The 18,371-nt window shown below is 72.5% G+C and carries 19 protein-coding genes; 6 read left to right on the top strand and 13 right to left on the bottom strand.

The window, feature by feature from the left end; translation table 11 throughout:
* Positions 1–25 precede the first annotated feature (25 nt).
* Complete coding sequence (locus LN042_RS20085) at positions 26–1,195, bottom strand: acyl-CoA dehydrogenase family protein (protein WP_230052657.1); 1,170 nt, start codon at positions 1,193–1,195, stop codon at positions 26–28.
* Between the two features lie 250 nt (positions 1,196–1,445).
* On the opposite strand from LN042_RS20085, the gene LN042_RS20080 reads away from it, so the two are divergent.
* Positions 1,446–2,087, top strand: a complete 642-nt coding sequence (locus LN042_RS20080; RefSeq protein ID WP_230052656.1) for a TetR/AcrR family transcriptional regulator — start codon at positions 1,446–1,448, stop codon at positions 2,085–2,087.
* A 36-nt stretch (positions 2,088–2,123) separates the two neighbouring features.
* On the opposite strand, the gene LN042_RS20075 is transcribed toward LN042_RS20080, so the two are convergent.
* Positions 2,124–2,381, bottom strand: coding sequence for a DUF5302 domain-containing protein (locus LN042_RS20075; protein ID WP_230052655.1), 258 nt, complete (start codon positions 2,379–2,381; stop codon positions 2,124–2,126).
* A gap of 372 nt (positions 2,382–2,753) precedes the next feature.
* Between LN042_RS20075 and LN042_RS20070 the strand changes: the two genes are divergently transcribed.
* Complete coding sequence (locus LN042_RS20070) at positions 2,754–3,374, top strand: hypothetical protein (protein WP_230052654.1); 621 nt, start codon at positions 2,754–2,756, stop codon at positions 3,372–3,374.
* A gap of 28 nt (positions 3,375–3,402) precedes the next feature.
* Here the strand turns inward: LN042_RS20070 and LN042_RS20065 are convergent, their stop codons facing one another.
* Positions 3,403–4,095 (bottom strand): SDR family oxidoreductase, encoded by a 693-nt coding sequence (locus LN042_RS20065; RefSeq protein ID WP_230052653.1) that lies wholly within the window; start codon positions 4,093–4,095, stop codon positions 3,403–3,405.
* A 71-nt stretch (positions 4,096–4,166) separates the two neighbouring features.
* Here LN042_RS20065 and LN042_RS20060 point away from each other — a divergent pair, with 71 nt between their 5' ends.
* On the top strand, positions 4,167–4,667 hold the full coding sequence (locus tag LN042_RS20060) for an FBP domain-containing protein (RefSeq protein ID WP_230052652.1): 501 nt from the start codon (positions 4,167–4,169) through the stop codon (positions 4,665–4,667).
* Between the two features lie 2 nt (positions 4,668–4,669).
* Here LN042_RS20060 and LN042_RS20055 read toward each other — a convergent pair whose 3' ends face one another.
* A complete protein-coding gene (locus tag LN042_RS20055) occupies positions 4,670–5,257 on the bottom strand; it encodes a TetR/AcrR family transcriptional regulator (protein ID WP_230052651.1) in 588 nt (195 codons plus the stop codon).
* 89 nt (positions 5,258–5,346) lie between these two features.
* Between LN042_RS20055 and LN042_RS20050 the strand changes: the two genes are divergently transcribed.
* The gene (locus LN042_RS20050; RefSeq protein ID WP_230052650.1) at positions 5,347–6,063 is read left to right on the top strand and encodes an SDR family oxidoreductase; all 717 of its coding nucleotides are present in this window, start codon (positions 5,347–5,349) and stop codon (positions 6,061–6,063) included.
* 29 nt (positions 6,064–6,092) lie between these two features.
* Here LN042_RS20050 and LN042_RS20045 read toward each other — a convergent pair whose 3' ends face one another.
* From LN042_RS20045 to LN042_RS20025, 5 genes are all read right to left on the bottom strand, one after another.
* Positions 6,093–7,067: a M56 family metallopeptidase gene (locus LN042_RS20045; RefSeq protein WP_230052649.1), complete on the bottom strand. Its 975-nt coding sequence runs from the start codon at positions 7,065–7,067 to the stop codon at positions 6,093–6,095.
* Between the two features lie 16 nt (positions 7,068–7,083).
* Complete coding sequence (locus tag LN042_RS20040; protein ID WP_230052648.1) at positions 7,084–7,464, bottom strand: BlaI/MecI/CopY family transcriptional regulator; 381 nt, start codon at positions 7,462–7,464, stop codon at positions 7,084–7,086.
* A gap of 212 nt (positions 7,465–7,676) precedes the next feature.
* On the bottom strand, positions 7,677–8,906 hold the full coding sequence (locus LN042_RS20035) for a permease (protein WP_230052647.1): 1,230 nt from the start codon (positions 8,904–8,906) through the stop codon (positions 7,677–7,679).
* Positions 8,907–9,201: 295 nt separating this feature from the next.
* On the bottom strand, positions 9,202–10,170 hold the full coding sequence (locus tag LN042_RS20030) for a pirin family protein (protein ID WP_230052646.1): 969 nt from the start codon (positions 10,168–10,170) through the stop codon (positions 9,202–9,204).
* Positions 10,171–10,352: 182 nt separating this feature from the next.
* Positions 10,353–10,898 carry an SseB family protein gene (locus LN042_RS20025; protein WP_372495777.1) on the bottom strand — a complete coding sequence of 182 codons (546 nt, stop codon included), beginning with the start codon at positions 10,896–10,898 and terminating at the stop codon, positions 10,353–10,355.
* A 265-nt stretch (positions 10,899–11,163) separates the two neighbouring features.
* Here LN042_RS20025 and LN042_RS20020 point away from each other — a divergent pair, with 265 nt between their 5' ends.
* The gene (locus LN042_RS20020) at positions 11,164–12,993 is read left to right on the top strand and encodes an acyl-CoA dehydrogenase (RefSeq protein ID WP_230052689.1); all 1,830 of its coding nucleotides are present in this window, start codon (positions 11,164–11,166) and stop codon (positions 12,991–12,993) included.
* A 73-nt stretch (positions 12,994–13,066) separates the two neighbouring features.
* Here LN042_RS20020 and LN042_RS20015 read toward each other — a convergent pair whose 3' ends face one another.
* The 4 genes from LN042_RS20015 to LN042_RS20000 are packed head-to-tail and all read right to left on the bottom strand — an operon-like array spanning position 13,067 to position 16,937.
* Complete coding sequence (locus LN042_RS20015) at positions 13,067–14,431, bottom strand: ABC transporter permease (protein ID WP_230052645.1); 1,365 nt, start codon at positions 14,429–14,431, stop codon at positions 13,067–13,069.
* Positions 14,428–15,198, bottom strand: coding sequence for an ABC transporter ATP-binding protein (locus tag LN042_RS20010; RefSeq protein ID WP_372495776.1), 771 nt, complete (start codon positions 15,196–15,198; stop codon positions 14,428–14,430). The genes LN042_RS20015 and LN042_RS20010 overlap by 4 nt, the downstream gene beginning before the upstream one ends.
* Entirely contained in the window at positions 15,195–16,685 is a 1,491-nt protein-coding gene (locus tag LN042_RS20005; protein WP_230052644.1) for a peptidoglycan-binding domain-containing protein, read from the bottom strand. Before LN042_RS20005 ends, LN042_RS20010 begins: the two co-directional genes overlap by 4 nt.
* A 9-nt stretch (positions 16,686–16,694) precedes the next feature.
* Positions 16,695–16,937, bottom strand: a complete 243-nt coding sequence (locus tag LN042_RS20000; protein WP_230052643.1) for a hypothetical protein — start codon at positions 16,935–16,937, stop codon at positions 16,695–16,697.
* Between the two features lie 80 nt (positions 16,938–17,017).
* On the opposite strand from LN042_RS20000, the gene LN042_RS19995 reads away from it, so the two are divergent.
* Positions 17,018–18,325: a M18 family aminopeptidase gene (locus LN042_RS19995; protein ID WP_230052642.1), complete on the top strand. Its 1,308-nt coding sequence runs from the start codon at positions 17,018–17,020 to the stop codon at positions 18,323–18,325.
* Positions 18,326–18,371: the final 46 nt, after the last annotated feature.

Below are 18,371 nucleotides of genomic sequence, written 5' to 3'. Positions count from 1 at the left end.
GGGTGGTCGCGCCCCCGGCCGGACGTCAGCGGTAGGCGGCGGTGCCGGTGATGGCCTCGCCGAGCACCAGGGTGTGGATCTCGCTGGTGCCCTCGTAGGTCAGCACCGACTCCAGGTTGTTGGCGTGCCGCAGCACCGGGTAGGCGGTGGTGATGCCGTTGGCGCCCAGCACGGTGCGGGCACTGCGGGCGATCTCCAGGGCGGTGCGCACGTTGTTGAGCTTGCCGAAGCTGATGTGCGCGGCCTTCGAATGGCCGGCCTCCTTGAGCCGGCCGACCCGCCAGGCCACCAGGTGGGCCTTCTCCAGCTCCAGCGCCATCTCGACCAGCTTCTCCTGGGTGAGCTGGAAGCCGGCGATCGGGCGGCCGAACTGCACCCGGCTCTTGGCGTACTCCAGCGCCGCCTGGTAGCAGTCCCGGGCCGCGCCGACGGTGCCCCAGAGGATCCCGTAGCGCGCCTCGTTGAGGCAGGAGAGCGGGCCGCGCAGCCCGCCGACCCCGGGCAGCACCGCGTCGCCCGGCAGCTGCACCTCGTCGAAGTGCAGCTCACTGGTGACCGAGGCGCGCAGCGAGAGCTTGCCGTGCACGTCGGTGGCGGTGAAACCCTTGGTGCCGCGCGGCACCAGGAAGCCGCGCACCCCCTGCTCGGTCTGCGCCCAGACCACCGCGACGTCCGAGACGCTGCCATTGGTGATCCACATCTTGCTGCCGGACAGCACCCAGTCGTCGCCCTTGCGGCGGGCGGTGGTGCGCATCCCGGCCGGGTCGGAGCCGAAGTCCGGCTCGGTCAGGCCGAAGCAGCCGATCGCCCGGCCCGCCGCCATCTCCGGCAGCCACCGCTGCTTCTGCTCCTCGGAGCCGAACGCGTGGATCGCCCGCATCGCCAGCGAGCCCTGCACCGAGACGAAGCTGCGCAGTCCCGAGTCGGCGGCCTCCAGCTCCAGGCAGGCCGCACCGTAGGCGACCGCGCCGGCCCCCGCGCAGCCGTAGCCCTCCAGGTGCATGCCGAGCAGTCCGAGCCGGCCCAGCTCGGGCGCCAGCTCCCGGGCGGGGAACACCCCCTGCTCGAACCACTCGGCGATGTGCGGGCGGATCCGGTCGTCGGCGAACCGGCGCACCGTGGCCTGGATCAGCCGCTCCTCCTCGGTGAGCAGTTCGCCCACGGCCAGCAGGTCGATCGGGTCGGGTCCGGTCATGCGGTGGCTCCCTGGGGTGTGGGTTACCGGTGGGTCGTCGTGGTGCCGGACCATCCGTATCAGCCTTTACGCTGGCGGGAAAGCAGTGCGCTCAGTAGCCGTGGGCGGGATTGCACCGGCAGTGTGGTCGGTTGTGCAGTGCGGTCGGTGTGCAGTGCGGTCGGTGTGCAGTGCGGTCGGTCGCGCATGGCGGTCGGTCGCGCACGGCGATCGGTTGGGCAGGGCGGTCACAGGGAGACGGTGGTGGGCAGTGACGGATGCCACGACGGACGGGCGGGTGCAGAAGGGCAACGAGACCAGGCGGCTGGTGCTGGGCCGTGCGGTCGCGATCGCCTCGGTGGAGGGGCTCGGCGGGCTGTCGCTCGGGCGGCTGGCCACCGAACTGGAGCTCAGCAAGAGCGGGGTGTTCGCGCTGTTCGGCTCCAAGGAGGAGCTGCAGCTGGCGACCGTGCGGGCGGCCCAGCGGATCTACTGGAGCGCGGTGTTGGAGCCGGTGCAGGAGCTGCCGTCCGGGATCGGCAAGCTCTGGGCGCTGGCTGAGCACTGGCTGGAGTACTCGCGCAGCCGGGTCTTCCCGGGCGGCTGCTTCTTCTTCGGGGTGGGCGCGGAGTTCGACGCCCAGCCCGGGCGGGTGCGCGACGCGTTGGCCGAGGCCGGCCGCAGCTGGTACGCGCTGGTGCTGGAGTACCTGGCGGCGGCCCAGGAGGTCGGCCAGTTGCGACCGGACGCCGATCTGGAGCAGCTGGCCTTCGAGTTGATCAGCTACCTGGAGCTGGCCAACAGCCTCTCGCTGCTGCACGGCGACGACCGCCCGTACCAGCGGGCCCGGCGCTCGGTGCTGCTGCTGCTCCGCTCGGAGGCGGCGGACGAAAGCCTGCTGCCCGCGGCGTGAGGAGCGCCGCGGGCAGCAGGGTGGCATGACGGGCGGTCAGCCGCCGCTCTTGCGGCGGAAGGTGCGCTTGCCTCCGGCGGCGCCGTGAGTGGCGTGGATCTTGGCGTTTCCGCCCGGGCCGCCACCGGTGCCGTCGCCCCGGCCGCCCTTCTTCTGCTGCAGGGCGGCCAGGAACTTGGCCTTCACGTCGGTGGTGTCGGCCGCGCCGTTCACGTCGGCCACGCCGCCCGGGGCGGCCTCGGGCGCCGGGGAGCCCTCCTGGTGCTCCGGCACGCTCGGCTCGGTGCTGGTCATGTGAACCTCCTGGACGGTGTGGCCGTGGTCGTACGGGAGTCACTGTGCCACGGCGGACGGCCGACGTGTCGTCAGTTTTCCCCGGCCTTCGCCTTGGCGCGCTCGTCGCGGTAGTTGGGGCCGCCGATGAAGTACAGCAGCGCCAGCGCCGGGAACACGGCGGCGCACACTGTGAGCACCAGAGCCTGCCACCACATGATCAGCGCCCGTCTGTCGGTACCGCACGGTTTGTGAAGGGATGTCCGGTACAGGACGCTAGGTGAAAGTCGGGCGGTACGCCAACCAACCCGCCGTGCGCGGCATCGACATCCGTCCGGGGGAATCGCGTCGACTCCCTGCCCAAGTGCGGCCCCGCCGCCGCACACTGGCGTCATGCAGGTGCAACTGGCCGCGGGCGCGGCCCTTCCCGCTCTGGTGTTCGCCGCGGCCACTCCCGAGGCGCTGGTGCTGCTGGACGGCGTGGTCCCGGAGGCCGGTGGCGGAGCGGGCGAGCCGGGTTGCCGGCACGGCACGCCCTGGTTCGTCCGCCGGCTTGGTGTGCACCTGCTGGCCCGGCTGACCGACCGCTCCGACCGTGCGATCGCCGAGTGTCTGGCCGACGCCGTCGCGGAGACCGCGGCGCTGCACGGCGGCCGGTGCGACCTGGCCGACCCGGCGGCCCCCGCCGCCGCGGTGCTGGCCGCCCGGCTGCACGGTGCCTCCCTGGAGTACCTGCTGCTGGGCGGCCCGCAGTTGGTGCTCGACACGGCGGACGGGCCGCTGTCGCTGCGGGACGGCGGTGCCGTGGGGCGCTCGCCGGCCGAAGGCTGGGGGAGGGTCGGGGCGAACCCCCGGGCGGCCGGGGCCGCGCGCACCGGTTTCGTCCGGCTGGCCGACCTGCGAGCCCTGGCGGCGCTGACGGCGCAGACGGACGGCGGTGGGTTGCTGCGGCGGCTCGCCGAGGGCGGCGCCGCCGCCGACGAGCCCGGGCTGCTGCTCTACGCCGTGTGCTGATCACCAGGCCCGGTCCGCGGTGTGCCGACTACCAGGGGATGGCGCGCTTGTCGCGGAAGAACCCACCGGTCGGCCCGCCGTCCGGCAGGGTGGCGGCCCACACCACGCCCGCCGCGCCGTCCGCCACCGGACGGCCGCCGCCACCGCCCATGTCGGTGGCCACCCAGCCGGGGCAGACGGCGTTGACCAGGATCCGGTCCTGGGCGAGGTCGCGGGCCAGCATCTTGGTGAGCCCGTTGAGCGCCAGCTTGGTGATCGAGTACGCCGGGGTGCCCGGGCCGAGGTCGGCGATGGCGCCCGCGCCACTGGAGACGTTGACGATCCGGGCGTGTCGCGACTCGCGCAGCAGCGGGAGCAGCGCCTCGACCAGCCGCCACGGTCCGAAGAGGTTGGTCTCGGTGGCCTCGCGCACCACCGTCAGGTCGGCGGTGCTGACCCGCTGCCAGGTGTCGTAGTGGATCGCGGCGTTGTTCACCAGGACGTCGACCCGGCCGTAGCGGTCGCGCAGTTCGGCGGCGAGCGCGTCGGCGTCGGCCGCGCCGGTCACGTCCAGCCGGACGGCATGGACCGTGGGGCCGATCCGGCGGGCCGCCGCCTGCGCCTTGGCCGGGTCGCGGGCGGTCAGCACCACCTGGTGGCCGAGGGCGGCGAGCTGACGGCAAGTCTCCAAGCCGATACCGCGGTTGGCGCCGGTGACGACTGATACGGGTGCGTCGGTCATGGAAGTCAGCGTACCTACCTAGAGTTTTTATTGCTTTGCCTAGTACTCCTAGGCAATCTAGAGTCGCAACCATGAAGCCAGTCACCGAATCCCAGCTGCGCGCCGCCTTCGTCAACTGCTCCAAGGGCGAGGCCAAGCGGCTCAACCCGCCCCGCAACCTCGCCGAACTCCCCTGGGACGACCTGGACTTCCTCGGCTGGCGGGATCCGGGCGCGCCCGAGCGCAGCTACCTGGTGCTGGAGCGCGAGGACGGGCAGCTCATCGGCCTGGCGTTGCGCTACTCGGCCCAGCAGCGCGGCTTCCTCCGCAGCAACATCTGCAGCCTCTGCCTCACGGTGCACAGCGGCAACGGCGTGTCGCTGCTCACCGCCCGCAAGGCCGGGGCGGCCGGGCGCGAGGGCAACTCGGTCGGCGCCTACATGTGCACCGACCTCGCCTGCTCGCTCTACATCCGCGGGCGCAAGGTCCCGGAGGGCGTCGGTGGCCGGTTCCATGAGTCGCTGACGGTCGAGGAGCAGCTCGAACGGATGCGCGCCAACCTCGCGGACTTCGTCACCAAGGTCTTCGCGTGACGTCAGGTTGAGGCCGCGTCCGCCCGGCGCCCGCTCAGTTTCGCCACTGCGCGGCAGAGTTCGGCGGCCGTGGTGGCGTCCACCCGGCCGTGGCCGTCGATCATGCGGTACCACATGACGCCGAAGACCATGTCGACCACCAGCTCCAGGGGTACGTTCCACTCACCGTCGAGCCGCTCCAGCAGGCCGCGCAGCAGTGCGCGCCGGCGGGCCGTCAACTCGGCGACGGCGGCACCGATGGCGGCGTCGTGCTGGGCGTCTGCGGTGAGGCCCAGCAGCACGGTGCGGCTCGGTCCGCGCTCGTTCATGGCGAAGGTCGCGGTGAGGAAGGCCAGCAGGTCGGCCTCGGGGCCGTCGGTCGGCGCGGGGGTGGCCAGCCGCACGCTGAGCTCGCTCAGCGCCTCCATCAGCACCGCCGCCCGGGTCGGCCACCAGCGGTAGACGGTGGCCCGGCCCACGCCGGCCGCTTCGGCGATGCCCTTCATGGTCACAGCGGTGTAGCCGTCCCGCTCCGCCAGGCCCAGGGCCGCCGTCAGGATCGCCTGCCGGGCCTCATCGCTGCGCGGTCGGCCGCGCGATCCTTCCGTCATGTCACCACTTTACAAGACAGCGTGCCTCGGAATATAAACGAGGCACAGTGGCTCGAAAGAGCAGTGGAACGTCTGGGGGAGTGACAACCGTGTCGGAACGCATCGTCATCATCGGCGGCACCGCGGGCATCGGCCTGGCCGCCGCCGAGCACTTCATGAAGGTCGGTCACCGGGTGGTGATCGCAGGGCGCGACGAGCGGCGCCTGGCCGCGGCGCTGGAGGCGCTCGGCGGCGCCGCCGAAGGTCGCCGGGTGGACGCCTCGTCGGCCGCCGAGCTCGCCGAATTCTTCGCTGCCGTAGGCGAGTTCGACCATCTGGTGGTCACCGTCACCCCGCACGGCGGCATCGGACCGATCGCCGAGCTGCGGCGCGACCAGCTGGCCGTCCTGACCGACGGCAAGCTGGCCGCCCACCTGCTCGCCGTGCAGGCCGCCCTGCCGGCCCTGCGCGCCGACGGCTCGATCACCCTGGTCGGCGCCGTCACCGCGCACGTCGGCATGCCCGGCACGGCCGCCGTCGCCGCCGTCAACGCGGGAATCGAGGCCGCCGCCCGTGCGCTGGCCGCCGAACTCGCCCCGCGCCGGGTGAACGCCCTCTCCCCCGGCGTCATCGACACCGACTGGTGGGACTGGCTGCCGGGTGACGCCCGCGCCGCCGTCTTCGAGGACTCGGCCGCCGCACTGCCGTTGAAGCGGATCGGCACGCCGGCGGAGGCGGCGCACGCGATCGCCTTCCTGGTGGAGAACACCTTCACGACGGGGATCAGCCTGATCGTGGACGGCGGGGCGCGGCTGCAGGGGGCGTAGCGGCCGGGCGGCCGCGGGTCGGCGGTGCGTCAGTGCGCGCCGTGGCCCGTGGCCGCCCGTTTGACGAGGTCCAGCAGCGCGTCCAGGTCGAGCCCGGCCTCCAGGGCGCAGGCTGCCGCGGCCAGCGCCAGCGCCCCCAGGACCAGCGCCGGCCATGCGGGCCGGCGCGGCACCGGGGCGAGCAGGGCGGTGACGCGGCGGGGGACGGGACCGGGGAGCGGGGCCGGGCGCAGGCGGCCGAGGAAGCCCAGAACGGCGGCGGGGAGGCGGCGGCCGGGCTGGTCGGCGGTGCGGCGGCTGGCGATGGCCGCCTTGCCGATGGCGCGGGCGACCCGGGCGCGGTCGCCGACCGCCGCGCCCGCGGTCTCGTCGGCCCAGCGCTCGACGGTGTAGCCGACGGCGTGGGCCAGCGGGCGCAGCAACGGATTGGCGGCGGCCGCCAGTTGGGCGCAGGCGACGAAGAGGTGGTGGCGCTGCGACAGGTGGGCCCGCTCGTGGGCCAGCAGGACCTGGTGCTCGATCGGGTCGAGGGCGTCCAGCATTCCGGTGGAGATCACGATCCGGCCGGGGCGCCCGGGGATCGCGTACGCCTCGGCGGCCGGGTCGTCGAGGACGACCAACTGGTCGTTGCCGGGCAGGCAGGCGGCCTCGCTCGCGGCCTCGGCCAGGGTGCGGGCGCGCAGCCAGAGCATCCGGCCGGCGAGCAGGGTCACGGCGGCCGCCAGCGTGCCGGCGAGCAGGGCGGTGGAGAGCGAGGCGGGGTCGTGGTGCTGGGCGGCGAGCACCGACCAGTGGTGGTGCGACAGCCGGGCCAGCAGCGGTATCCGGATCAGGCCGGTGACGGCGAGCATGCCCAGTGCGGCGGTGCCGGCGGCGGCGAGCACCAGGGCGCCGACGGTCAGCAGCCAGGTGGCCGGGCGGGGCGGCAGGCGCTCGCCGACGGGGCGGGCGAGCAGGGCGGCCGGCAGCGGGAAGAGCAGTGGCAGGTAGACGGCGACGTGCATGCGGCGGTGCTCCCCCTCAGCTGCCGAGGTCCAGCAGCCGGCGCAGCAGTTCCTCGTCGTCGTCGGACAGCTCGTCGACGAAGTGGGTGAGCACCGCCGCGCGGTCGCTGCGGCCGTCCAGCACCTTGCGCATCTGGCGGGCGGCGAGGCCGGATTCGTCGGCCACCGGAGTGTAGGCGTAGGCCCGGCCGCGCTTCTCACGGCTGAGCAGGCCCTTGCCCTGCAGGCGGGAGAGGGTGGTGACGACGGTGGTGTAGGCGAGCGGTCCGGCCAGGCGCCGCTGCACCTCGCCGGGGGTCAGTGCGGTGGGGGCGGCCTGGTGCAGGGCCGCGAGGATCGCGGCCTCCAGCTCGCCCTTGGCCCGGCCCTCGGGTGGGGCGGGTTCGGGTACGCCCATGGACATTCTCGCCTTCTGCGCTATCTTCTACGTGCAAGTAGAATTTCTACGTTGTTGTAGAAGCTGATTCCCTGCCCAAAGTCTGCCATGCCCGGCCAGACCCGTCGGACGGTTCAACCCGCCAACAGTGGACCGGACCGACGACCGCCTGCCGACGGGTGACCCTTCTCCCCGGTCGCCCGTCGGCAGGCGCCTCCCGCTTCGGGCGCGGGTCACTGGTGGTGCTGGGGGCCGTGGTTCCCGTGGCCTTCCTGGGCCGCATGGCCCTCGTGCCCCTCGTGCCCCTCGTGCCCCTCGTGCCCCTCGTGGTCATCGGGGCCGCCGCCCATCATGCGCATCATCGCCATCCCCCCGGTGCGGAAGAAGCGGATCACCAGCGCGGCCGCCGGGAGCAGGAAGGCGATGTTGAGCCAGCTGGTGTAGTTCCAGGAGACGCCCTGCATCGGGATGGTGGCGTCGTGCTGGTCGGGGATCAGGCCGAGACCGCCGAACAGGAGCTCCACCAGGTAGCCGGCGACGACCATGGCCGCGTAGAACGTGCCGAGCAGGAAGCAGGCCATCCGCCGGCCGTAGTACTTCCGGTAGATGTTCAGGATCGGGAGGATCAGCAGGTCGGCGAAGATGAACGCGACCACGCCGCCGAAGCTGATGCCGCCCTTCCAGAGCACCACCGCCAGCGGCACGTTGCCGATCGAGCAGACGAACGAGAGCAGCGCCACCACCGGGCCGATCAGCGGGCCCCAGAGCTTGGCCGCCAGCGGGTGGTGGGCGAAGAAGAACGCCTGCCAGAAGGAGTCCGGCACCCAGGCGGCGATCGCGCCGGCCACCAGCAGGCCGATCACCAGGTCCCTGAGGATGGCGGCCCACTCCATGACGAACACATGGGAGGTGGAGGTGAAGCCCTCGCGGGAGAACAGCCGCCGGGCGAAGGCCCCCTCACCCCGGACGGACATGTCCATCGCCGCGTGGCCCTCCATCGAGCCGGCCACGCCGCGGTCGGCCTGCTCGCGCGCCCGGCGCAGCAACTCGTCGCGCAGGAAGAGCCGGAACAGCACGGCCAACACGATGATCATGATCGGCCCGCCGACGAACTCCGCGGCCGTGAACTGCCATCCCATCAACAGGGCCAGGATGACGCCCAGTTCGATCACCAGGTTGGTGGAGCCGATCTCGAAGGCCATCGCGGCGGTGAAGTCGGCGCCCTTGCGGAACAGTGAGCGGGCGAGCGCGACGGCCGCGTAGGAGCAGGACGAGGAGGCCGCCCCGAGGGCGGAGGCGATCGCCAGGGTGCGCGGGCGGTCGTCGCCCAGCAGCCGGACGACGGTGGACCTGCGCACCACCGCCTGGACCACGGCGGACAGCAGGAAGCCCAGGATCAGCGCCCAGGTGATCTCCCAGGTCATGGACCCGGTGATGGACAGCGCGTGCAGCAGTGCGTGCATGGTGCTCCGCCTTCCCCTCGAACTGCCGTGCCCCCGGCCCCTGGAGGTGACCACCACGTACCCCGCCGCGGCAGTCCACCGTCGCCGCGGCCGGAGCCACTGCGATGGTGTCCCATCGGACGGTTGCTGCCGGGGGCGACCCGCTGCCCTCTGGCGCATTCAGGGGATCGGTCCTGTTCGGGCCGTCGCAGGACCGCGCCACCACCCACGGAGCAGCGGCCCGGCGAACGCCGAACGGGCCGACCCCGGTGCGAGGTCGGCCCAGCGGATGTGATGGGCGGTCAGCTGAAGGCGGTCAGCTGCCCAGGTTGGTGTCGGCGGGGATGGTGCCGAGGCGGCCGGCCTGGAAGTCGTCCATGGCCTGCTGGAGCTCGGTGTGGCTGTTCATCACGAACGGGCCGTACCACGCGACGGGTTCGCGGATCGGCAGGCCGCCGAGCAGGACCACCTCGAAGTGCTCGCTGCGGGAGTCGGGCTGCTTGTCGTCGGCGCGGATGGTGAGCGAGTCGCCCTCGCCGAACACCACGGCCTGGCCCATGTGGAACGGGCGGTGCTCCTCGCCGGCCGAGCCGCTGCCGGCCAGGCCGTAGGCGAGCGCGTTGAAGTCGGCCCGCCAGGGGAGGGTGATCTGCGCGCCGGGGTTCACCGATACGTGGATCATGGTGATCGGGGTGTGGGTGGCGCCCGGTCCCTGGTGACCGCCGATGTCGCCGGCGATCAGGCGGACCAGCGCGCCGCCGTCCGGGGAGGCCAGCAGCTTGACGCTGCCGCCGCGGATGTCCTGGTACCTGGGCGCGATCATCTTGTCGGAGGCCGGCAGGTTCACCCAGAGCTGCAGTCCGTGGAAGAGGCCGCCGGAGACCACCAGCGACTCCGGCGGGGTCTCGATGTGCAGCAGGCCGGAGCCGGCCGTCATCCACTGGGTGTCGCCGTCGGTGATCACGCCACCGCCGCCGTGCGAGTCCTGGTGCACGAAGGTGCCGTCGATGATGTAGGTGACGGTCTCGAAGCCGCGGTGCGGGTGCCAGGGGGTCCCCTTGGGCTCGCCGGCGGCGTAGTCCACCTCACCCATCTGGTCCATCATGATGAACGGGTCCAGGTACTTCTGGTTGATCTTGGCGAACGCGCGCCGGACGGGGAAGCCCTCGCCCTCGAAGCCCTCGATCGCGGTGGATACCGCGAGCACCGGGCGGGGTCGGGAGCCTTCGGCGGGGGCCGCTACGCGCGGCAGGACGAGCGGGTTCTCTACGGTCACGGCGGGCATGTCGGCCTCCTGCGGGATCGGGGTGCTGTGGCCTACGTCCGTCAGGTTAGTTCAATAATCAACAAGTAGCAAGTTGAAGCTTGAACTAAATGCCGAAGGGCCACCCTCCCAGGGTGGCCCGGTGGTCTCGTGGCGGCCCGGCGGTGGCCTCAGCCGTACATCCGTCGCATGGTGCGGTGGCGTCAGCCGTACATCCGCCGCATGGTGAAGTCCACCATCTGCTCCACGGCCCGGGCGTCGAACACCATCCGGTGCTCGCCCTCCATGTCCAGCGCGAAGCCGTAGCCGGTCGGCAGCAGGTCCAGCACCTCGGCGCCGGAGACGGTGAAGTACTTGGACTCCTTGCCCGCGTACCGCCGCAGCTCCTTGAGCGAGCTGAACATCGGGATCACCGGGGTCGGGGTGTTGTGCAGCGCCAGGAAGCCGGGGCGGTCGCCGCGCGGGCAGTGCACCTTGGAGGTGATGAAGATCGCCTGGAAGTCCTCGACCGGCATCGAGCCGGTGGTGAAGGCGCGCACCGCGTCGGCGAGCGAGGGCGGTGAGGGCTCGGGGTAGAGCGACTGGCCGGCCGACTGCCCCTGGTCGCCGTAGCCTCCGGCGGCCATGCCGGGGCCGGGCTGCGCACCGTACCCCTGCTGGCCGTACGCACCGCCCATGTCCTGCTGACCCGCCTGCTGGTAGGGGTCGCCCGGGTAGCCGCCGCTGGCGCTCTGCTCGTAGCCGTACACACGGACAGGCTAGCGGTCCGGCGAGTCCTCGTGCGGCGGACGAATCGGACAAGGTGGCCCGTGGTGGTCCTGTGGGGAGATGACGATCGGATGGGCATTCGACCGGCTTCTCGCGGGTATCGCGGGAGGGGACGACGTGATGCCCTTCACGCGGTATTGGCGGCTGGGGGCTTGAACAAGTTACTAACCGGTAGCATCATGGGATTTACTGGCGGGTAGGGAGCGCGTGATGGCGCACCCTGAGCGACGAACCGGAGAAACGGCGATGGGTCACTACAAGTCCAACCTGCGGGACGTGGAGTTCAACCTCTTCGAGGTGTTCGGCCGCGACCAGGTGTACGGCACCGGTCCGTTCGCCGACATGGACGTCGACACCGCGAAGAACATCCTCAGCGAGATCTCCCGGCTGGCCGAGAACGACCTCGCCGCCTCCTTCGAGGACGCCGACCGCAACCCGCCGGTCTTCGACCCGGAGACCAACACCGCGCCGATCCCGGCCGCCTTCAAGAAGAGCTACCAGACCTTCATGGACGCCGAGTGGTGGCGCCTGGGCATCCCGGAGTCGATCGGCGGCCAGGTCACCCCGAACTCGCTGATCTGGGCCTTCGCCGAGCAGATCCTGGGCTCCAACCCGGCCATCTGGATGTACTCCTCCGGCCCGGCGTTCGCCGGTGTCATCGCCGAGGAGGGCACCGAGGAGCAGCTGAAGGTCGCCCAGCGGATGACCGACCGCCTGTGGGGCTCGACCATGGTCCTCACCGAGCCCGACGCGGGCTCCGACGTGGGCGCGGGCCGCACCAAGGCGATCAAGCAGGAGGACGGCTCCTGGCACATCGAGGGTGTGAAGCGCTTCATCACCTCGGGCGAGCACGACATGTCCGAGAACATCATCCACATGGTGCTGGCGCGCCCCGAGGGCGGGAAGCCGGGCACCAAGGGCCTCGGCCTGTTCATCGTCCCCAAGTTCGACTTCGACTGGGAGACCGGCGAGCTGGGCGAGCGCAACGGCGTCTACGCCACCAACGTCGAGCACAAGATGGGCCTCAAGGCCTCGAACACCTGCGAGATGACCTTCGGTGCCAAGCACCCCGCCAAGGGCTGGCTGCTGGGCGAGAAGGTCGACGGCATCCGCCAGATGTTCAAGATCATCGAGTTCGCCCGCATGATGGTCGGCACGAAGGCCATCGCCACCCTCTCCACCGGCTACCTGAACGCCCTGGAGTACGCCAAGCAGCGCGTGCAGGGCGCCGACATCGCCAACTTCCTGGACAAGACCGCGCCGCGCGTCACCATCACCCACCACCCGGACGTGCGCCGCTCGCTGCTCACCCAGAAGGCCTACGCCGAGGGCATGCGCGCCCTGGTCCTCTACACCGCCTCGGTGCAGGACGACATGGCCGCCGCCCGCCTGCGCGGTGAGAAGGACGAGGCCGCCGAGCGCCTCAACGACCTGCTGCTGCCGATCGTCAAGGGCTACGGCTCGGAGAAGTCGTACGAGCAGCTGGCCCAGTCGCTGCAGACCTTCGGCGGCTCCGGCTACCTGCAGGAATACCCGATCGAGCAGTACATCCGGGACGCCAAGATCGACACCCTCTACGAGGGCACCACGGCGATCCAGGGCCAGGACTACTTCTTCCGCAAGATCGTGAAGGACGGCGGCCAGGCGCTGACCGCGGTCTCCGAGCAGATCCAGAAGTTCCTGGCGGCCGGCGAGGGCGGCGAGGCGCTCGCCGTCGAGCGCGAGTTCCTGGCCAAGGCGGCCGGCGACCTGGAGGCGATCGTCGGCAAGCTGCTGGCCGACCTCTCCGCGGTCGAGCAGGACGTCAAGAACATGTACAAGGTGGGCCTCAACACCACCCGCCTGCTGATGGTCTCCGGCGACGTCGTGGTCGGCTGGCTGCTGCTGCGCCAGGCCGTCGTGGCGCTCGCCAAGATCGAGGCCGGCGCCACCGGCAAGGACCTCGCCTTCTACCAGGGCAAGGTGGCCGGCGCCCGGTTCTTCGCCCGCAACATCCTGCCGACCGTCGCCTCGCAGCGGCTGATCGCCGAGGGTGTCGACCTGGACGTCATGGAGCTGGCCGAGGACGCCTTCTGAGGCTCCCCGCACTGACCGCCTGACCCACCCTCAGCACTGTGGGGCCCGCACCTCGCGGGCCCCACAGTGCTTCTCAGCCCGTGCGCAACGCCTGCAAGGGGTCGACCCGGGCCGCGCGCAGCGACGGGTAGAGGCCGGCCAGCAGGCCCACCAGCGTGCCGAGCAGCGGGGCGGGCAGGGTGGTGGCGGGGGAGAGCACCGCGGTCCAGTCCCGCGCGGCGGCGACCGCCAGGACGGTCAGCACCCCCAGGGCGGTACCGAGCAGCCCGCCGAGGGTGCCGAGCGCGGTCGACTCGGCGAGGAACTGGGCGGCCACCTGCCTGGTCCCGGCCCCCAGCGCCCGGCGCAGGCCGATCTCCTCGGTCCGTTCCAGCACCGCCACCAGCGTGGTGCTCGCGATCCCCACCGCACCGACCAGCAGGCACAGCCCGGCCAGTGCCAGGAAGAGTCCGCTCAGGTCGGTGGTGACGTGGTCGCGCAGGCTGTGCGGGTCGGGCGGGGCGGTCACGGTGAACGCCTCCGAGCGGTCGGGGCGCAGCGCCACCGCCAACTGCCGGGCGACCACCGCCGCCGCGCCGACCCGGGTGGCGACCAGCGCCCGGGCGGCCTGGTCCGGCGTGGCGCCGGGGTTGCCGAACCGGTCCAGCGCCGTGGTGCTCGGGATCAGCACGCCCGGCGGGGCCCCGGGTTCGCGCCGCACCTGGTCGAAGATCCCGACCACCGTGTACGGCAACCCGTTGATGAACACCGCCGGCTGCGCGTCCAGGCGGGTGACCCCCAGCCGGGCGGCCGCCGCCGCGCTCAGCAGCGCGACCGGCTGGTGGGTGCGCTCCATGAAGGGGTCCAGCGGCACGCCGGCGGTCAGCCTGGGCGACATCGCCCGGACCGCACCCGGGGTGGCCGCGAGCACGGTCAGGGCCTGGCCCGGGTCGTCGTCCCCAACCGGTGTGCGGGTCACCATCGGGTTGCCGTCCCCAACCGGTGTGCGGTTCACCGCCGGGTTGCCGTCCCCAACCGGCGTTCGGGTCACCGCCGGGTTGCCGTCCCCAACCGGTGTTCGGGTCACCGCCGGGTCGTTCCGCACCGGCCACCAGACGCCGGCCGCGGACACCCCGTCGATCCGGGCCATCCGGCTGTCGGCATCGGCCGGGAAGTCGCTCACCGGCACCGCACCGTCCGGCAGGCCGGCGGTGTCCGGCTGGTCGACGGCCGTCACCGTGGTGGCCCTGGTGAGATCGAACTGGGCGCCGATCTGCCCGGTGGCGGTGGCGGTCAGGCCGAGCACCGCCACGAAGGCGCCGACGCCCAGCACCGTGCCCAGCACGGTGAGCACCGCGCGGCCGGGCCGCTGCAGGATCCCGGCCAGCGCCTCGGCGAGCAGGTCACGCGGGCCGAGGTGTGGAGGCGGCTCGCCGACGCGGCTGCGGGCACGCTTCATCGGGTCACCTCCGCAGTCAACCGGCCGTCCCGCATCGCCACGTGACGGCCTGCTCGGCCGGCGACCGTCGGATCGTGGGTGATGACGAGCAGGGTCAGGCCCTGGGCGTGCAGGACGTCGAACTCGTCGAGCACGGCACGGGCGTTCGCCGAATCCAGGTCGCCGGTCGGCTCGTCGCAGAGCAGCAGCCCGGGCCGGTTCACCAGGGCCCGGGCGATCGCGACCCGCTGGCGCTCGCCGCCGGACAGGGTGGTCGGCAGCGCGTCGGTGCGGTGGGCCAGGCCCAGCCGCTCCAACGCGGCGAGGGCTCGCGGGCGCCGCTCGGCCCGCGGCACCTGGTGGTAGGTGAGGGCCAGTTGCACGTTTTCCAGGGCGGTGCGGTGGGGCAGCAGGTGGAACGCCTGGAAGACGAAGCCGATCCGCCGGCCGCGCAGTGCGGCGCGGTCCGGGTCGCTCAGCGGGCCCGTGTCGATGCCGTCCAGCAGGTAGCGGCCTGCGCTGGGCGTGTCCAGCAGGCCGAGCAGATGGAGCAGGGTCGACTTGCCGGAGCCGGACGGGCCGGTGATGGCGAGGTAGTCGTTGCGCCGGACCACCAGATCGGTCGGCTGCAGCGCGGTGACCGGCGGCGGGCCGGGGAACCGCCGGGCGAGGCCGGACAGCTCGATGACCGGTGCGTCCTCGGGTCCGGATACGTCCGCTCCAGGTACGTCCTCGGATCCCGGTGCGCTCGCGGATCCCGGTGCGCTCGCGCTTCCCGCCGTGCTCACTGGCCGACCGCCACCTGGTCGCCGTCCTTCAGCGTGCCGCTGGTCGGGGTCACACCGACGAACCCGTCCGCCGTCACGCCGGTGGTGACCGGGATCGTGGTGCGGGCACCGCCGGCATCCACCCGGGTGACCGCGGTCTGCCCGCTCGCCTGGGTGAAGACGGCTGCCACCGGCACGCAGAGCACGGGGGCCGCGGCGGCGTCCTTCAGGATGGTGATCCGCACGTCGTGGCCGTTCAGTGTCGGGGAGAACGGGGTGTCGGGGGCCACGGTGACCGGCACGTACGCCGGACCGGCCGACGCGACCGGGCCCGCCGCCGCTGCGCCGCTCGTGGCGGCGCCGCTGCCCGTGGTGCCGTTGCCCGTGGTCCCGCTGCTGGTGGCGCCGCTGCCCGCGCCGCCGCCCTGCGCACGGCCGCCGATGGTGATCACCGTGCCGGCCGGTGCGGTGGTGGTCGGGGCGTCGAGCGTGCTGACCTTGCCGTTGACCGAGGTGCCGGTCGTCTCATCCAGTACCTCCACGGACATCCCGGCCGTGACGTCCGCCGCCTGGTCCGGCGTCAGCTGACCGGTGAGCGACAGACCGCCGCTGGTCAGTGACACCAGGGTCCCGGAGACCGGCGCCCCGACCGTGCCGTTCACCGCCGTGACGGCCGCGGGCAGGGTCGGCAGGAAGGCGACCTGCGCGGCCGGCACCATCGGGCCGTTCAGTGCCTCGGCGCTGCCGAGCGCCTGCTGGTCGGCGGCGAGCTTCTGCTCGGCGTCCTCGATCTGCTGGGCGTTCCCGCCCTGCGGTTCGGCCGGCGCGTCGGGCGCGGTGGGGGCGGCCGGCCGAGCGGTGAGCAGCTGGTGCAGTGCCTGCCGGTCGGCCGCCACCGCGGCCCTCGCGGTGTCCACCGCCTGCTGGGTGGTCGCCCCGGTGGTCGGGGCGGGATAGCCGAGGTGCCGGTAGAACGCGGTCACCGCACGCTCCGTTCCGGTGCCGAACACGCCCTGGTCGTCGGTGCCGTGGCCGTACCCCAACTCCGCCAGGGCGTTCTGCAGCTGCGTCACGTCCGAGCCGGTCTCACCGGGCTTCAGGTCGCGGTACGCGGGCACCGCCCCGTGGAGCACGAAGAGCGGCTGGCCCGAGACTTCCGCCAGCAACTGCCCGTTGGCCACCTGGTCCCCGGGGCGGGCGGGCGATTTGCTGAGGTAGAGCTGGGTGACGTCGGTGGTGGAGGAGCCGGCCACCACGTCGAACCGGGTCGGCGGGTACACCTTGCCGCGCACCACCACAGAGGGGTTGAGCGTCTTGGTCGTCACCGGGGCGGTGAGCACCGTCAGCGGCGGCGACGCCGCCTGCGCGGCCCGCTCGGCCGGGGACTTCACCCAGGCCGTGGCGGCCAGACCGGCACCCGCCAGCAGGGCCGCGGTCAGCGCCACCGCGAGCAGGATCCGGCGGCGCCGCTGCAGGTGCGACGTGGCGTCACTGGTGTTGGCAGTCACGAGGGTTCCTCACCGTTGGCCGAGCAGAGCGGTGGCCTTGGTAAGAGTGTCGTCGATGTGCTGCCGATAGGCCGTGAACGCCTGGGTGTGGCTCTCGATCTCCTGACAAACCCGCGCCGCAGCGGGGTGCGACGGCGGCCTGCCGCGCTGGGACCGGAGGGTGCGACGGCTGCCTGCCACGCTGGGACGGGAGGGGACGACGGCGGCCGGCGGGCCGGTCAGCAGCGGGATCACCGCAACGATCCTGATCAACCTGTCGGTGTACGGGCATATGCTCGGAGTGGGCAGCCCCACACCGCCGGCTCTCCGGCAACCCTCGAACCAGGAGCAGCATGTCGACCGCCGATCCCTCGGTCTTCTTCAACCGGACCCATACCGACGACTTGATCGCGTATCTCGCCGCCGCCCCGTCCCCGTACCACGCCGTGGCGGGCGCCGCCGAGCGGTTGGAGAAGGCGGGCTTCCGGCAGATCGCCGAGACCGACACGTGGGACGGCGCGGTCGGCGGCCGGTACGTCATCCGGGGCGGCGCGCTGATCGCCTGGTACGTGCCCCGGAGCGCCGGGCCGACCACACCGTTCCGGATCGTCGGCAGCCACACCGACTCCCCGAACCTGCGGGTCAAGCCGGTGCCGGACACCGGGTCGGCCGGCTGGCGGCAGGTGGCCGTGGAGATCTACGGCGGGGTGCCGCTGAACACCTGGCTGGACCGGGACCTGGGGCTCTCCGGGCGCCTGGTGCTGCGTGACGGATCGACGCGGCTGGTGCAGCTGGACGAGCCGCTGCTGCGGGTGCCACAGCTGGCGATCCACCTCGACCGGCAGGTGAACGACGGGCTGAAGCTGGACCGGCAGCGCCACCTCACCCCGATCTGGGGCCTGGGCTCGGTGGATGAGGGATCCCTGCTGCGCTACGTCGCGGAGCGCGCCGGGCTGGACGCCGACCAGGTGCTGGGTTGGGACTTGATGACCCATGACATCCAGCCGCCGTCGTACCTGGGCCGGGACCGCGAGCTGCTGGCCGGCCCGCGCCTGGACAACCTGCTCTCGGTGCACGCCTCGGCCGCCGCGCTGGCCGCCGTGGCGGCCTCCGACGGCGCCGATGAGCTGCCGTACATCCCGGTCATGGCCGCCTTCGACCACGAGGAGACCGGCAGCGAGTCGGACACCGGCGCCCAGGGCCCGCTGCTCGGCCGGGTGCTGGAGCGCAGCGTGTCCAGCCGCGGCGGCAGCGACGAGGACCGGGCACGGGCGCTGGCCGGCACCGTCTGCCTCTCCTCCGACATGGGGCACGCGGTGCACCCCAACTACCCCGAGAAGCACGAGCCCGGCCACCACCCGGTGCCCAACGGCGGCCCGATCCTCAAGGTCAACGTCAACAACCGCTACGCCACCGACGGGGTCGGCCGGGCCGTCTTCGCGGCCGCCTGCGAGCGGGCCGGGGTGCCCTGGCAGAGCTTCGTCTCCAACAACGCGGTGGCCTGCGGCACCACCATCGGTCCGATCACCGCGGCCCGGCTCGGCATCACCACGATCGACTGCGGCATCGCCGCGCTCTCCATGCACTCGGCCCGCGAGCTGTGCGGCGCCGACGACGCGTTCCTGCTGGCCTCGGCGATCAAGGCCTTCCTGGAGGGCTGAGCTCTCGCCTGTCAGGGCCGACCCGCGCGCGGGTCGGCCCTGACCC

It is taken from the genome of Kitasatospora humi (assembly GCF_020907985.1).
Lineage (GTDB): Bacteria > Actinomycetota > Actinomycetes > Streptomycetales > Streptomycetaceae > Kitasatospora > Kitasatospora humi.
Note: the sequence above shows the minus strand (reverse complement) of the source record. Positions and strands in the feature narration are given on the sequence as shown.

Excerpts from the sequence above, each read along its gene's own strand:
- LN042_RS20085 (WP_230052657.1), bottom strand. The coding sequence starts at position 1,195 with ATGACCGGACCCGACCCGATCGACCTGCTGGCCGTGGGCGAACTGCTC.
- LN042_RS20075 (WP_230052655.1), bottom strand. The coding sequence starts at position 2,381 with ATGACCAGCACCGAGCCGAGCGTGCCGGAGCACCAGGAGGGCTCCCCG.
- LN042_RS20070 (WP_230052654.1), top strand. The coding sequence starts at position 2,754 with ATGCAGGTGCAACTGGCCGCGGGCGCGGCCCTTCCCGCTCTGGTGTTC.
- LN042_RS20065 (WP_230052653.1), bottom strand. The coding sequence starts at position 4,095 with ATGACCGACGCACCCGTATCAGTCGTCACCGGCGCCAACCGCGGTATC.
- LN042_RS20060 (WP_230052652.1), top strand. The coding sequence starts at position 4,167 with ATGAAGCCAGTCACCGAATCCCAGCTGCGCGCCGCCTTCGTCAACTGC.
- LN042_RS20055 (WP_230052651.1), bottom strand. The coding sequence starts at position 5,257 with ATGACGGAAGGATCGCGCGGCCGACCGCGCAGCGATGAGGCCCGGCAG.
- LN042_RS20045 (WP_230052649.1), bottom strand. The coding sequence starts at position 7,067 with ATGCACGTCGCCGTCTACCTGCCACTGCTCTTCCCGCTGCCGGCCGCC.
- LN042_RS20040 (WP_230052648.1), bottom strand. The coding sequence starts at position 7,464 with ATGGGCGTACCCGAACCCGCCCCACCCGAGGGCCGGGCCAAGGGCGAG.
- LN042_RS20035 (WP_230052647.1), bottom strand. The coding sequence starts at position 8,906 with ATGCACGCACTGCTGCACGCGCTGTCCATCACCGGGTCCATGACCTGG.
- LN042_RS20030 (WP_230052646.1), bottom strand. The coding sequence starts at position 10,170 with ATGCCCGCCGTGACCGTAGAGAACCCGCTCGTCCTGCCGCGCGTAGCG.
- LN042_RS20020 (WP_230052689.1), top strand. The coding sequence starts at position 11,164 with ATGGGTCACTACAAGTCCAACCTGCGGGACGTGGAGTTCAACCTCTTC.
- LN042_RS20015 (WP_230052645.1), bottom strand. The coding sequence starts at position 14,431 with ATGAAGCGTGCCCGCAGCCGCGTCGGCGAGCCGCCTCCACACCTCGGC.
- LN042_RS19995 (WP_230052642.1), top strand. The coding sequence starts at position 17,018 with ATGTCGACCGCCGATCCCTCGGTCTTCTTCAACCGGACCCATACCGAC.